We start from the raw sequence: 13,505 nt of genomic DNA, 5'->3' as shown, positions 1-13,505 counted from the left end.
ATTAAAATGCTTTTCTAAGCAATATCGATCATCATCTAAGGAATACGGCAAGTCGCTAACACAATGTCACGTAACCAGCGATGTGCCGGGTCAGCTTGCATGCGCGGATGCCAGATTAAGGCGACCGCAATTTCAGGCATAGAAAATGGTAAGGCAAAGCTATGCATACCATCACGTAAATTGCCAGTATGCCGCTCGGGTACGCTGGCAATCATATCGGAAGTACGTGCCAGCACTAACGCGGTAGAAAATCCGGCAACAATTGTAGTGATATTTCTTTCCAGCCCAAGTTCTTGCAAAGCAAAATCAACCGGACCGGAGATCATGCCTTCTCGTGAAATGCCGATATGTTGGCTAGCCAGATAACGTCTTAGTGTGATGTTATTGCTCTTGATGCGTAGAGGGTGATCTGCGCGCATGACACCTACAAACCGATCTTTGAATAAAGCTTGCGTCCGCAATTCTGGGCTCATATCAGCGCTGATGACGCCAGTTTCTAAATCCACTTTGCCATCGCGTAGTAATTGACTGTCTTTGTCTGCTTTGGCCATAAAACATAAGCGCACACTGGGCGCTTGATGCAGCGTTTGCTGAATTAGCTTAGCACCAAAATTTTCTACAAAACCCTCGCTACAGCGTAAGACGAAAGTGCGTTGTAAGCGTGACAGATCGGGCGCAGTCGTTGGGCGCAATACAGTTTCTACGGCCTGCACTAAATGGCTGACTTGTTCGCGCAACTCTAAGGCGCGTGGGGTTGCGACCAAACCCCGACCAGCACGCACCAGTAAAGGGTCGCCAGTCGTTTCACGCAAGCGCGCCAAAGCCCGGCTCATTGCTGAAGGGCTCAGTCGCAAACGTCGCGCAGCCTTTGCAACGCTGCCTTCAGATAACACAGCATCGAGCGTAATCAGTAAATTGAAATCGGGTGTACTCATGCGGTGATTGTAATACCGATTAAACGAGAGATGGCGTTCTGTGCACGAATAAAATGCAAATAATGCGTCTTCCGCCGTATATCTGCACGGCGTAAGCTAGTGCATAGCGGGGCAGTTTTACACAAGCCTCTTACGCAATAAAAGACCTATAACTCGTCAACAAAAATGCCCTCAGAAAATTTCAAAATCTATGCACGCTTAGCGGCACTCAGCCTCAGTATCTTGCTCTCGTCACTCAGCACTAGTATTGTTAATGTCGCCTTACCTAATTTGGCGCAGCATTTTCAGGCGAGTATGCAAGAGGTGCAGTGGGTGGTGCTCGCTTACTTACTGGCGATGACAACATTGATTGTTAGTGTAGGGAGAATGGGCGATTTAATCGGGAGACGACGTTTACTGTTATCTGGTTTGATCGTTTTCGCATTCGCCTCTGGACTGTGCGCTATTGCCTCCAATTTGTGGTTCCTCATTGCCGCGCGTGCTTTGCAAGGCGCGGGTGCTGCGACCTTGATGGCGCTTGCGATGGCAATGGTGACTGAGGCGCTGCCTAAAGAGAAGACTGGAAGTGCGATGGGTTTGTTAGGCAGTATGTCGGCGATCGGCACCGCGCTAGGTCCTGCGCTGGGTGGTATCTTAATGAGTAGTTTTGGATGGCAAGCTATTTTCTCTATGATGATTCCGTGTGCTTTGTTGACTTGCTTACTCGTCTATCGCTATTTGGCACCAGATAATTTTCCAGCAAACCAAACGCGTGTGGTATTTGATTATGTGGGGAGTTTTTTGCTGGCATTCAGTTTGGCAACATATGCTTTGGCGATGACCATGGGGCGCGGTAGTTTTAAGCGCTTGAACGCGATTTTATTGCTATTGGCATTCATCGGTATTGCGCTGTTTGTCTTTTCGCAAAACCGTATTGCCAAGCCGCTTATTCATCTGACGCTATTTCGCCAGCCGGAACTTCGCAATGGCTTTGTGATGAGTGCCTTAGTGACCACGGTAGTCATGGCGACCTTGGTAGTTGGGCCTTTTTATCTTGCTGTCGCATTTAAACTAACTACGACACAAATCGGTGTAGTGATGTCGTCGGGGCCTATCGTCGCCGCATTGACAGGTTTGCCTGCTGGGCGTTTAACGGATCGTTGTGGCCCAACAAACATGTATCGTGCGGCGCTTGTCGTGATGCTCGTTAGCAGTGGCACAATGGCGATGTTGTCTGGCCATTTCGGCCTTGCTGCATACATCGTGCCACTCGTGCTCATGACGGCTGGCTATGCACTTTTTCAAGCGGCAAACAATACCGCAGTGATGCAAAATATCGCACACGAACAGCGCGGCTTGATCGCTGGCTTGCTGAGCTTAGCGCGCAATCTTGGATTGATCACTGGTGCTTCTTTGATGGGTAGCCTATTTGCCGCCAGTAGTGTGCATCAGATTGCGACGCCGGATGTCGTCGGTGGACTACGTGTCACTTTTGCCGTAGCGACGGGTTTAATTGTTTTGGCACTGGTGCTTGCATTGTATGGGCGGCTGTGGCGAATTAAGCTGACTCAATAAGCCTGGCTCATTAGTCGTTTTATGAGGACAACAGGCCCTAAGTTAAGCATGTCATTTGCATGCGATTGATTCGATCCAGATATATGGTGAAAGTAGATATTCCGTTTGCGATTAGTCTGATTGTCGCAGCACATCAGATCCAAGGCGAGCGATTAATTGCGATCATAGGTTTAATCCTCGGTGTGGTCGTTACTGGACTTAAAAAAATCTTCCAGCGCAGCACGATTGGTATTGCTAGAAGTGCTTGCACGACCACGCGTGCCGTGAAATTCTTCTTCAATATTGTCGCGATAAAAACTCCAGGCCGTGCCTGAAGACGCACTCGACAAGCGACGCCAGACTTCTTGTCCAACGCCAGCATAATCGATCGCTGTGCCATCATCCATCTCGACTCTTAATCGTTTTTCGCGTGCGTCATAACCGATAGAACGCAGTTTTCCTGCATTGATACGTTTCATGTCCATGTGAATCTCCTTCTTGCGAATCTGCTCTATGCTTATCGGTTGATGATTGTAAACCAAGAAGGATGCAGATTCATCGCAAGCAGACTACAAGCTAGGAGTTGGTGCCAAGGTTTTTTGCATCACCAGATCGCGTAACTGTGCTTTACCGAGCGAGATGTCAATTTCTGCGCAGGGCTGGTAAGACCATTTTTTATAGAAATCTTGCGCCTGATGGTTATGTTCCCAAACTGTCAGATAGATACCATCGTGCTGTCGATTTGCGGCCTCGACTACACAACGCTCCATTAATCGGGCACCGACGCCGTAGCCTAAAACCTTTTGCTTACAATACAAGCGTCTGAGTTTGATCGGGTTTTGTAAGCGAACACCCGGCATGCCTTGATTCACTTCCATCTTTGCGTAACCGACTGCCTCACCTGCCAGCTCCGCCAGTAAGAAAAATGCCTTCTCATCTGCTAACTGTGCTGCTAGCTTGGCGATGGTAAATTCTTCGTTGACATAAGTGGCCAGGTCAGTCGCTGGCATTTGTGGATAAACCGAGAATGCATCATGAAAGGTTTCTTTTCCTAGTTGCGAGAGTAATTCAGCATCCTCCTGGTTTGCGAACCGGATCTGAATATCAGAGACTATTTTTTGACCGGATTTCTGCAAAATTTTTTCAAAGCAAATACTATTGTCCATACCTTGATATTGACCATAATTTGCCACCACATCATAGCCACATTTTTGATACAAACGTATCGCTTCTAGTTGCTTAACGCCGGTTTCAAGTAAGCACCTTTGATACTTCAATTCCAGCGTCCATTTTTCTAATTCTTTTAATACGGTAGCGGCAATCCCTTGGCCGCGCGCGGCAGGTGTAACGTACATACGTTTTACTTCCATCACGCCATCAGCATAATGCTTGATCGCGCCGCAGCCCAGCGCTTGATCGCCCTCGTAGGCCACGACGACATATTTCAATCCATCTGATTTATTGTATTGCGCATAGAATGCATGTTCATCACCATCGGTCGTTGCCAGATAGCGATCAAGTTCCACCACCATATTTTGGAAATCGCTATTGTTGGAATCGGTACGTTGCAAGCGAATCATGGAGTTCTCCTCAAATTTCGTGTTGAATTTTTTGTCTTGAATTGTTAGTGCGCATGTGCGAATTAGCATTTGCGTGATCAAATCTGTTTGCTCAGCGCCAGCAAAGTCATGAACAGATAAACACCGTTCAAAAACGTATTCGCAAATGCTTCTTTTCGATAGGTATAGTAAATCAGGCAGCAGCAACCAAAGACATTCATTAATAAAAAGCTCAGTGAGGTGCTGGCCAACATTTCCTGCGTATTTAAGCCATAAGCAATCAGGCAAATAATGCCACCGCCCCAGCCTAAGCTATTGAGAAATCTATCTTGTTTCATCCGCTGAATTGCCATACCCATTCCTTTTTTTAAGCAGCATTGATTGGCGAAGTACATGAGGACATAATTTACTCTTCTGTTTAATGCATAAAAATGCTAAATTCGACTTAATTAATGTGAAAATCGAATTAGTTAAACCTGTTGAAGAAAATCATTGAGCATGAACTTCCAACAAATCCAATATTTCCTTACGCTCGCAGACGAGCTGCATTTTTGGAAAACCTCCGAGAAAGTCTTCATCACTCAATCTGCGTTGAGCAGGCATATCCAAAGTATGGAACAGGAATTAGGCTTTGCTTTATTTGAGCGCGATAAACGCAACGTCAAACTCACACCCTCAGGAGAATTTTTACGTGATCAATACGCCAAGCTATTAGCCGATTACGATAGCGTCACCCGTCGTGCCAGTTTGATTGCATCTGGCGAAATTGGTGCGATACGTATCGGGCATCCTGCATCGATTACGTTTTCTGTCTTGCCCGATTTATTGCTGGCCTTGCACCAACAACATCCGCATATTGTTGCGCACATGATGGAAGTGGATGCCGCCGATGTCGATCCATTTTTACAATCGCATCGTATTGATATTGCGTTTAATCGAGAAACCGCCAAGGCAAAAGATTTGGTTTCCAGCCATTTGATGACAGAAAATTTTGCACTGGTGGTGCCAGCACAGCACAGATTCGCAGGCAAGCGTGAACTTAAGTTGAAGGATTTATACAAACTGAAAGATGAAGAATTCGTACTACCCGCACTCAATGGAAAAAGCGAACACGCCTCACAACTACGTGCCATTTTTCAAGAGGCAGGTTTTGATCCCATCATCCATGCCGAGTCCGATTTCGGCGTAACACTACTGGGTTTGGTCGCCAAAGGATTAGGCATATCGATCATGCCGATTTCGTACGCACATCATTTGAAACACGAAATACATTTCATCAAAATCCCACCAACATCAGGCCTGCTCGCGCTGTGGCGTGAGGGTGATGCCAATCCGGCATTGCAGATTTTTTTGCAGGTGATTGCAGGGTTTGATTTTAAGTTGAAGCGTTGATTTCTTCAATGCGCTACGAATGACCTAGCGACTTAAACAGTTCTTCGTAATTGGCGATCAAAAATTCAGCAAGGTTGGAGGGAATTTGTGTCGATTAAATAGATACCGACACAAATTTTTACCCATCAAATTAGCTTGGAATTACATCCCCAAAGACCGCAACAGCTCATCGCTATCATCATCTGCCGCAGGCGCTGCGGCGGGTGCTGGCGCCGCTTTTGCACGATCTGCTTGTTCACTATCGAGCAAGGCATCTGGATCTAACACTTCGCTAGAATCAAAGTCATGCAGCTTGATGAACTCTGTGCGGTCGATTGCCAGTTCCAAATAGAAAATGTTGTTGCTTTCGGTGAAGAAAGAGACGCGGCGGATTTCCGGTCGATCAAGCGGCGTATCGACGCTAAGCATAACTTGCTTGTTGAGCACCAGCATTTTTGGTTGATTCTGCGTGATATTGGTTTGCAGCTCGCGGCGGATTTTGCCCGTGAAATCACCAACGATCTGGTTCATCAATTCGCCCAAAATATTCGATACTTCATCCGAGGTAAAAGCAGACGCCAGTTCAGATTTTGGCATACCCATACTCAGCATATATTTCTCATAGATTTCCAAAGCAGCAGAGCCAGAGAAATTCAACACGACCAAGCCAGAGAAACCACCATCAAACAAAACGAAGCAACCGATATCCGGTTTGAGGCCGATCTTGGTAATACGTTGCACCATGGCCGAATAATGGATCTTTGTTTGCGTCGCCACAGTCAGCACGCGCGTGACGGAATTACATAAACTCGTCAACAGATCTTCGGTTCCGTACACGACACCGTTTTCGTCCTTACCCATAACCAACTCCTAAAAATTCTTTAAAAAATAATACCGTTCAACGCCAACAGTGGTCTAAATTATTCTTGATAGATGATCGGCACAATAACCATGCTTATTGAATTAATCATTTGCCCACGAAGTCCTCAGTCAATACTCGGTCAATGCACATTGGCTTATGCAATAAGCAAAAACACGCTGCATAAGAACCGTTACCTCAGGGAATAGTGAAAGAATATTCCTTTGGAGCACTTGCCGTCTAGTTGTTTCATGTTTTCTGTGCGGTTTGTCGCTTGCTAGGCCGCGCTTTTTAAAAGGGATTCAGAATTACATGAGTAAAAAAACAAGAAAGGCTGCAATCGCAGCCTTTCTTCTATATTACATTTACCAGCCTGTATTGTTCAAACTGCCAAGGTGGATTGCCCTAGCCTTCAAACTCGTGACAACAGATACAAATCTTGTTTCCATCCAGATCACGGAAATACGCACCGTAATAGTTGGGATGATAATGCGGGCGTAGGCTAGGAGCTCCTTCACAAGTCGTACCGAGTGCAATGGCTTTTGCATAAGTCGTATCTACCGTTGCACGACTCTTCGCTAACAATGCCAGCATCTGACCATTGCCGACACTCATAGGCTCGCCATTGTAAGGCTTGCCAATGCCTACGATCGGTCTAGCCGTGCCTTTTTCAACCCTGCCCGACCAGGACTTTTCGGGATAACAAAACTTCAAAACATAGCCCAACTCATCCATGATCGCAGAATAAAAATCATGGGCACGCTCGTGTTCGGTAATTCCTATGAAGACATGTGAAATCAATTGCATCCTCTTTATTTAAATTAGATCGATTTTACTTCGCTTAAAAAACACCCGGGCATCACCTTGACGTTCAGAGGCGCGCTCTTGACCGCATTACACAGTTTCTTATTTACCACCCGCGATATCCAAAAAGGCACCCGTCATATAGGACGACGCATCGCTCGCTAAAAAACAAATGGTCTCTGCAACCTCGTTAGGATACCCGCCACGTCCCAAGGGAATCCCTGCACTTAAGCGATCAACTCGCAGCGGGTCACCTCCAGCAGCGTGGATGTCGGTATGGATAAATCCGGGGCGTACGCAATTTACCCGTATGCCTTGTGGCGCCAGCTCTAAGGACAAGCCTTTGGTCAGCGAATCGATCGCGCCTTTCGATGCGGCGTAATCGACGTATTCGTTAGGCGAGCCAAGTCGAGCTGCTGCCGAGGAGACGTTCACGATCGCACCGCCTTTGCCATGAAACTGCGTCGACATACGCTGGATTGCGTACTTACTGCACAAGAATGCGCTCAGTACATTGGTCTGCAACACGCGAAGAATTCTCTCCGCATCCATATCAACGACACTGGATTGCGGCAACAAGATACCCACGTTATTGACCAAAACGTCGATCGTTCCTAATTCTTTATCCAGCCTTAGAAATATCTGCTCGACTTCGTTCTGCTGTGACACATCAGCCTTTAACAATACGGCGCGCCCACCGAGCTTTACGACCTCGTCAAGCAATTGCTGTGCGGCGTTGTCACTACTCAGATAGTTGATACCGACCGCATAGCCGTCACGTGCAAGTGCCAAGACGGTGGCCGCGCCTATCCCTCTGCTGGCACCGGTGACCAGAGCGACTTTGGAGGTTCTTGAAGAAACATTCATCATTGGCTTATTTATCCTTTTTAATCAATATTGTGAACCGCTCGACTATTTGTCGTCACCATAAGGGCGGCCATCTTTATGCACGAATTGCCAGCGTCCATCAACGCGAAGCGCCTGCAAATCATCCTGAGGATAGATCCCCTCATCCCCCTCTGTTCTATCACCAATTTCGAGATAACGTACGATCTTGTCACTATGATTAATGAGTGAGTGCGCAGCCCCCATTGCTGGAAAACCGCAGCACATGCCCGCATTCAGCACGATCTCATTATCACCAAGGATCAAGCTCACACTTCCTTCCAACACGTAGATGAACTCATCTTGCCGCGTGTGATAGTGAACCAATGATGAACGCGCACCTGGCTCTAGTTCAGTCAAATTCACACCGAAGTTATTCAGACCAAAATAGTCACCTAACGCGTGCTTTTTTCGCCCAACCATTTGGATCGCGAAAACTGATGGATAGTTAGATGGTGTCAGTCGGGCAGGGACTTGTGAAGCGGCAATTGGTGGCTTTGGATTATTGTTAGTGATTGGGTTGGACATGGTCAATAGTAGTCTCTCAATAAAGGTGAATATTCAGTCCCTTTGATCAGACTGGTTTCGGTCAGTTTCAAACGCTTGAAGTGTCATTCCGGACTTAAATTCACGGCAATAATGATTAATTTTCTTGACAGCTTTGGCTTGTAACTCCCTTCTCCCGCAAGCGGGAGAAGGGCCGGGGATGAGGGGCGTTCAGATTTGGATGTCATTTTTCAACGCACAAAATATTTAAATTCTTGTCCTGCCTCGTAGCATTCAAACACTTCGCGGTCGTTGAACTACCCTCACCCTAGCCCTCTCCCGCTTGCGGGGGAGGGGATATTTACCCCACCACCTATCGTTCTATTTCAAGTCCAGCATAACAACAAAGCGTTTCAGTTCCGCTCATAAACCGTTCGAGCAAAATGCAAAGCGTCCTCCAATCTATCATCCCCCCAAAACAGCTGCCCTTCCACAATAAAACTCGGTGCACCAAAGATCTTCTTCGTTATCGCCAATTCGGTTTGTTGCCTCAGCTTGATCTTATTCTCGTCGCTCTCCATGTCTCTCAATATGAGATTGGCGTCTAGTGCGAGATCCGTCAACACTTGCTGAACGACCGTCGCACTATCGATGTCCCTATCTTGCACGAAATTGATTTGCATTACTGAACGGCAGAAGTCAGCAATCCAAGGCGCATCGTTATAGGCTGCAGCGACCCGCATTGGCAACAAGGAAGGGCGAGGAAATTGTGTGGGTTGCGTCCATGCGAGGCCGTATTTTTTTGCTTGGCGCGCCATATCTTGCCACACATAGTCCCCCTTATTTTTTTGCAGAACAAAGGGTGATGTATTCCAACCCAGCGATTTGAAAATAGGTCCGAGTAAAAACGGACACCACTTTATTTTGACTTGATAGAGGCTAGCCAATTCCTCAATGCGCATGACGCTGAGGTAGCTATAGTTGCTGGCAAATTCAAACCAAAATTCGATTTCTGGCCAAGTTTTCACAGAGGTTGGTTTTTGCATGGCGAACTCTAGTAGGTGACTAAGCAACGTAATTCAATACTTTCCCGTGGCGGCGTATCGAGCGGAACTGTAGGTAAGTCAAATGCCGAATGAGGCGTAAAGCGCGAGGTGTTGGTGTGTAAGGAATCGTATTGCTTGAAGATCAGTACTTCTTCTTTACGCATAGTCGGGTAGTAAAACCAGCGATGTTGAGGACAATGCTGGAGCAAATAGATATCACCAGTGCGATTTGGATAGCGTACATCGCAATGGAATAATTCCTTGCTCGACACCGTTCTAGCGTCACAAATTGCCAAAGGCGCGTCTTGCACTGGACCATTAAGTGCGCGCCACATATTGATGATGCTAAAACGTGTGATTTGTTCGCGTTGGTGCAAATCCTCAATCACGAGTGCGAGTCGTCGTTGCCCTGATTCCTCGGTGTAATCATTATGAATGCGACCATTCGCTGCCGCATAACCATTCGCGCCACGTTTACCAAAATCGAGAGGATTGTCTCTCGGCGCGCGACGCCTAAGTAAATGATCAAACACATAGGCCTGTTTAGCACCTGTCACCGCGAGTGCAAGTTGCCGGGCTTCTCGGTAGTACACGTCTTCAATACTTGCACGATCACTAAAATCGCTCACTTCGGTGCTGGCATCCCACAACTCAAATCCCTCCACCTGAAGTCGCGGTCTCGTGGCTAATTGCCGAGCGTCGTGTATCTCCATTCTGTGCACATCATAGTCGCCACTCTCCCATGGCACTCCCAAAGGTGGCTCGAAGGTATAGCTCACTGGGCGGATAGGGGTAGGTTGATAATAGTTAAGCTCAGCGACCACATGCGCCGCGAGGGTGCGTACCGGTTGATCTGCACCTAAGGATAAGTTTGCTCGGTCGGTCATCATTTTCGCATTCTTCAGGATCAATGGTGGTTGGATGACACTGGCGCTGTTTCAGGCAGCGTGGCGTCCGTAGTAGGCAGCAATTTACTTATAAAAAATTGCAGAATTTCGTCACGTGCGGCGATGGTAGGCTGACCCAGCTCATCAATCAGATGCGCAGTCACCACGCTATGCGGACAAGCGACGATTTTTTCGAAGAACGGCGGTGGATGAGGATGCGCGGCGCTATCAGGTAAGACTTTGGCGACAAATCGTTTGCCTAAGGTCTTGCTATACGCATCAAAGCGCTCAGCGCGGCAATAGCGATCGCCTTCAAAACGGTAGGCCAGCACCGACAGATCGTCTTTCTCTAGTCTAGCGGCAACGGCATGCAGTTCATCGTCCGACATATTAATCGCTGACGGATCATCGAACGGCAACGAAGGCTGGCACAACACTGGCGCTAACATGGCCGACTCCAACATCATGGTCAGCGCAAAGTTACCGGTAAAGCACATACCAATCGCGCCCACACCGATACCGCCGCACTCTTGATGCGCGTGCTTGGCCAAATGCCGTAACCACTGCGTCACCGGGCTGGACTCATTACTGGCAAAGGCGCGAAATTCTGCGCTGACACAAGCGCGTTTCAAAATCGCAGCACCGTCTTCGGCATTCGGCACCGCGCCATCGACACCAAACAAAGACGGCAAATACACGGTAAAGCCGGCATCAATCACCCACTTGGCGAAACGGATCACTTGCGGACTGATGCCAGGCATCTCAGTGAGCACAATGACTGCTGGGCCATCACCTGCAACATAGACTTTCTTCGTGCTGCCAATGAAACTACACATCTTCACTTGAAAACCCTCTAGCAAGGGATGTGGCTGGTCGGCGTGTAGTAGTTGTGCGTTGGATTGTGGAATCTGGCTCATGACAGTTCACCTCGTATTCAATAACTCGATAGTGGGCAAACTATAAGATGCACGTGACTGATTTTGAAGTGTCGAATCTGACATATTTCATGTGATAATGGACAAATGAAAACCTTTCTTGTTTTAGCCACAGAAGGCATATTGGATTCCGGTCTGGCAATTACGCTCGACATTTTGCGTACGGCCAATTTCCTCCTCGAGCGCAACCACGAATCGCAAAGCTTTCGTATCATCACCGCCGGACATCGCAAAAAGATACGCACAGGAGCGGGATTAGAGCTCACATGTGACTACACGTTTCAACAACTACTACGCGGCGAAGTGGAAGCCAATTGGGTACTGCTACCAGGCTCAGGCAAAAAATTGCTCGCAGAACTAGAGGAGAGTCTGAGCAGTAAAGAAGTCTCGCAAGTCATGGACGTACTTAAACGCTATGCAAAACAAGGAAGCTGCCTCAGCGTCTCGTGCGCCTCCACCTTTATGCTCGCAGAAGCGGGCTTACTCAAAGGCAGAGCAGCAACCACCAGCTGGTGGCTAGCCACGGCGTTCAGGCAACGCTACCCTGATGTCATCCTAGATGAAGCCAAAATGCTGGTGCGCGACGGCAACATCCTGACAGCGGGCGCGGTTTTTTCACAAATGGATGTGGTGCTAGATATCGTCGCGGAGGTAGTGGGCCCAAACATCGCCTATTTGTGCTCGCGCTATCTCTTGATCGAACAACGCTCATCGCAAGCACGATTTATGATTCCCACCCAGAATCAACACCTCGACCCCATCGTCATCGCGGCCGAAAAATGGATAGACAAAAACATCGCCCGCCCACTCACAGTACAAGAGCTCGCATCGCAATTTGCTGTGTCTACTAAAACGCTATCAAGAAAAATACAAGAAGCCACAGGCGACTCACCGATCAAATTTATTCAAAGGCGAAAACTGATGCGGGCGGTACATTTGTTAGAGTCGACCAACTTATCCATCGAGTTAGTCGCAGAGCGTGTCGGCTATCAGAATGGCACGATGCTGCGGCATTTGGTTAAGCGGGAGTTAGGGGTTTTGCCGGGGGGGATTCGGTAATCTGAATAGAATATGGTTGGGGTTTTGTATATAGAGTGAAAAGATGCATCGATAACAAATTAATTAATACTGACCCCGTTCGTTAGTCCTCAAGCATGGCGCCATCTAGATCTATGATGGCTTGCCTACTTCTTGTCACATCTTAAAATGGGTTTGTTCAGTTTTCTGTTTTCCGCTGACTTCGTCGCGTTCTAATTTATCTTCCGCTTGCGTCGTGCAAAACCAATTTACAGCTAGCTCGGTACTGTTCATGTGATCGCTAGCTTTTACGGAAACTAACTTTCATTTATTAATTGCACCAGGTAATTTCGGCGACTGTTTTGCTAAGCTTTTATCTTCCGCTTTAACCCGACGCTCTAATTTCTTGATGTCTTCTTCAGGCGGCAATTGTTCTGGTTGTATTCCTCTTTGCGCCAGCATATCGCGTACGCTTTCGTTATTTTGAATATGTTCTATCGTAATTGCTTTTTCGCCCTGCAGATCTATCTGCAACACATTATGATTGGTCATTTCTGTGGCAAGGTTTTTTGCGGCTATTGTTAATGTTGGTAAGAAATCGGCCAACGGCCTGCTTTTAATGATGCCGTATTTGTTCTTCATGGCCTGCGTAGTATTGCCGCCAAATAAAGCAGCATCACCACGAGAGCGAATGCGGGCAAAGCCCTCATCATCGACGCCACGTTCATAAATATTTTGTGACAATTCTTTCTCTGACTCGCGCAAACGCTCCCGCGCCTCCATACGTGCCTGCAAACGCATGCGGTCTTCGACCAGTTCTTGTTTGCGCGTTTGTAGCGCAAAATAACTTTGCGCAAAAGCAATCGGTGCCTTGCGCGGATCGCCATTTTGCGCGATCAAATAACAGGCATAGCGGGTTAGCATAAAGTCATCGACATGACGTTGCCCACCTTTACCCAACTCGATCATTTTCGTGACGCCACGAAAATGATCGGCAGGATCAAAACCCGTCGTCTCACAAGAACTAATCGCCCGGGCAATAGCGGTAGAAAAATTCTCCCAACGGATATAACCTAAGGGCTCTTGCAAATCACGCGCAAACCAAAATTCAATATTTGCATCTGGCACGCGCTGCGCCATAGCATCAAATTGCTTCTGCATTATTTGTATTTGTTGCGTATCCATAAG

Annotated in this window: 15 protein-coding genes; 3 read left to right on the top strand and 12 right to left on the bottom strand. The window is 47.5% G+C overall.

Translation table 11 applies throughout. The annotated features are described in order from the left end of the window. Positions 1–35 precede the first annotated feature (35 nt). Positions 36–935 (bottom strand): LysR family transcriptional regulator, encoded by a 900-nt coding sequence (locus H8K33_RS12260; protein WP_186891316.1) that lies wholly within the window; start codon positions 933–935, stop codon positions 36–38. A gap of 165 nt (positions 936–1,100) precedes the next feature. On the opposite strand from H8K33_RS12260, the gene H8K33_RS12255 reads away from it, so the two are divergent. Further along, positions 1,101–2,489, top strand: a complete 1,389-nt coding sequence (locus H8K33_RS12255; RefSeq protein WP_186891315.1) for an MFS transporter — start codon at positions 1,101–1,103, stop codon at positions 2,487–2,489. A 170-nt stretch (positions 2,490–2,659) separates the two neighbouring features. Here the strand turns inward: H8K33_RS12255 and H8K33_RS12250 are convergent, their stop codons facing one another. The 3 genes from H8K33_RS12250 to H8K33_RS12240 form a co-directional block, all read right to left on the bottom strand. Next, positions 2,660–2,953, bottom strand: coding sequence for a KTSC domain-containing protein (locus H8K33_RS12250; RefSeq protein ID WP_186891314.1), 294 nt, complete (start codon positions 2,951–2,953; stop codon positions 2,660–2,662). 84 nt (positions 2,954–3,037) lie between these two features. After that, a complete protein-coding gene (locus H8K33_RS12245; RefSeq protein WP_186891313.1) occupies positions 3,038–4,048 on the bottom strand; it encodes a GNAT family N-acetyltransferase in 1,011 nt (336 codons plus the stop codon). 77 nt (positions 4,049–4,125) lie between these two features. Next, entirely contained in the window at positions 4,126–4,380 is a 255-nt protein-coding gene (locus tag H8K33_RS12240) for a hypothetical protein (RefSeq protein ID WP_186891312.1), read from the bottom strand. A 145-nt stretch (positions 4,381–4,525) separates the two neighbouring features. Between H8K33_RS12240 and H8K33_RS12235 the strand changes: the two genes are divergently transcribed. Next, the gene (locus H8K33_RS12235) at positions 4,526–5,419 is read left to right on the top strand and encodes a LysR family transcriptional regulator (RefSeq protein ID WP_186891311.1); all 894 of its coding nucleotides are present in this window, start codon (positions 4,526–4,528) and stop codon (positions 5,417–5,419) included. Between the two features lie 141 nt (positions 5,420–5,560). On the opposite strand, the gene H8K33_RS12230 is transcribed toward H8K33_RS12235, so the two are convergent. The 7 genes from H8K33_RS12230 to H8K33_RS12200 all read right to left on the bottom strand — a co-directional run bounded on the left by H8K33_RS12230 (position 5,561) and on the right by H8K33_RS12200 (position 11,282). After that, entirely contained in the window at positions 5,561–6,259 is a 699-nt protein-coding gene (locus H8K33_RS12230) for a DUF3334 family protein (protein WP_186891310.1), read from the bottom strand. Between the two features lie 403 nt (positions 6,260–6,662). After that, the gene (locus H8K33_RS12225) at positions 6,663–7,058 is read right to left on the bottom strand and encodes a VOC family protein (RefSeq protein WP_186891360.1); all 396 of its coding nucleotides are present in this window, start codon (positions 7,056–7,058) and stop codon (positions 6,663–6,665) included. Positions 7,059–7,163: 105 nt separating this feature from the next. Continuing rightward, a complete protein-coding gene (locus tag H8K33_RS12220) occupies positions 7,164–7,931 on the bottom strand; it encodes an SDR family oxidoreductase (protein ID WP_246443560.1) in 768 nt (255 codons plus the stop codon). Positions 7,932–7,973: 42 nt separating this feature from the next. Then, positions 7,974–8,474 (bottom strand): cupin domain-containing protein, encoded by a 501-nt coding sequence (locus tag H8K33_RS12215; protein WP_186891309.1) that lies wholly within the window; start codon positions 8,472–8,474, stop codon positions 7,974–7,976. A 371-nt stretch (positions 8,475–8,845) separates the two neighbouring features. Continuing rightward, complete coding sequence (locus H8K33_RS12210) at positions 8,846–9,478, bottom strand: 2-hydroxychromene-2-carboxylate isomerase (RefSeq protein ID WP_186891308.1); 633 nt, start codon at positions 9,476–9,478, stop codon at positions 8,846–8,848. A gap of 8 nt (positions 9,479–9,486) precedes the next feature. Next, positions 9,487–10,368 (bottom strand): CmcJ/NvfI family oxidoreductase, encoded by an 882-nt coding sequence (locus tag H8K33_RS12205; RefSeq protein ID WP_246443558.1) that lies wholly within the window; start codon positions 10,366–10,368, stop codon positions 9,487–9,489. Between the two features lie 17 nt (positions 10,369–10,385). Next, positions 10,386–11,282: a dienelactone hydrolase family protein gene (locus H8K33_RS12200; RefSeq protein ID WP_390320239.1), complete on the bottom strand. Its 897-nt coding sequence runs from the start codon at positions 11,280–11,282 to the stop codon at positions 10,386–10,388. A 105-nt stretch (positions 11,283–11,387) separates the two neighbouring features. On the opposite strand from H8K33_RS12200, the gene H8K33_RS12195 reads away from it, so the two are divergent. Further along, positions 11,388–12,359 carry a GlxA family transcriptional regulator gene (locus H8K33_RS12195; RefSeq protein WP_186891307.1) on the top strand — a complete coding sequence of 324 codons (972 nt, stop codon included), beginning with the start codon at positions 11,388–11,390 and terminating at the stop codon, positions 12,357–12,359. Between the two features lie 282 nt (positions 12,360–12,641). Here the strand turns inward: H8K33_RS12195 and dinD are convergent, their stop codons facing one another. Further along, positions 12,642–13,502: a DNA damage-inducible protein D gene (gene dinD, locus H8K33_RS12190; protein ID WP_186891306.1), complete on the bottom strand. Its 861-nt coding sequence runs from the start codon at positions 13,500–13,502 to the stop codon at positions 12,642–12,644. Positions 13,503–13,505 lie beyond the last annotated feature (3 nt).

The organism is Affinundibacterium amnicola (assembly GCF_014284275.1).
Classification (GTDB): Bacteria; Pseudomonadota; Gammaproteobacteria; order Burkholderiales; family Burkholderiaceae_D; genus Undibacterium; species Undibacterium amnicola.
This window is presented reverse-complemented; position numbering and strand designations above follow the sequence as displayed.

Bases quoted from the DNA above. Each gene is read 5' to 3' on its own strand.
- H8K33_RS12235 (WP_186891311.1), top strand. From the start codon at position 4,526: ATGAACTTCCAACAAATCCAATATTTCCTTACGCTCGCAGACGAGCTG.
- H8K33_RS12245 (WP_186891313.1), bottom strand. From the start codon at position 4,048: ATGATTCGCTTGCAACGTACCGATTCCAACAATAGCGATTTCCAAAAT.
- dinD (WP_186891306.1), bottom strand. From the start codon at position 13,502: ATGGATACGCAACAAATACAAATAATGCAGAAGCAATTTGATGCTATG.
- H8K33_RS12200 (WP_390320239.1), bottom strand. From the start codon at position 11,282: ATGAGCCAGATTCCACAATCCAACGCACAACTACTACACGCCGACCAG.
- H8K33_RS12240 (WP_186891312.1), bottom strand. From the start codon at position 4,380: ATGGCAATTCAGCGGATGAAACAAGATAGATTTCTCAATAGCTTAGGC.
- H8K33_RS12255 (WP_186891315.1), top strand. From the start codon at position 1,101: ATGCCCTCAGAAAATTTCAAAATCTATGCACGCTTAGCGGCACTCAGC.
- H8K33_RS12215 (WP_186891309.1), bottom strand. From the start codon at position 8,474: ATGTCCAACCCAATCACTAACAATAATCCAAAGCCACCAATTGCCGCT.
- H8K33_RS12220 (WP_246443560.1), bottom strand. From the start codon at position 7,931: ATGATGAATGTTTCTTCAAGAACCTCCAAAGTCGCTCTGGTCACCGGT.
- H8K33_RS12250 (WP_186891314.1), bottom strand. From the start codon at position 2,953: ATGGACATGAAACGTATCAATGCAGGAAAACTGCGTTCTATCGGTTAT.
- H8K33_RS12205 (WP_246443558.1), bottom strand. From the start codon at position 10,368: ATGATGACCGACCGAGCAAACTTATCCTTAGGTGCAGATCAACCGGTA.
- H8K33_RS12195 (WP_186891307.1), top strand. From the start codon at position 11,388: ATGAAAACCTTTCTTGTTTTAGCCACAGAAGGCATATTGGATTCCGGT.
- H8K33_RS12210 (WP_186891308.1), bottom strand. From the start codon at position 9,478: ATGCAAAAACCAACCTCTGTGAAAACTTGGCCAGAAATCGAATTTTGG.
- H8K33_RS12260 (WP_186891316.1), bottom strand. From the start codon at position 935: ATGAGTACACCCGATTTCAATTTACTGATTACGCTCGATGCTGTGTTA.
- H8K33_RS12230 (WP_186891310.1), bottom strand. From the start codon at position 6,259: ATGGGTAAGGACGAAAACGGTGTCGTGTACGGAACCGAAGATCTGTTG.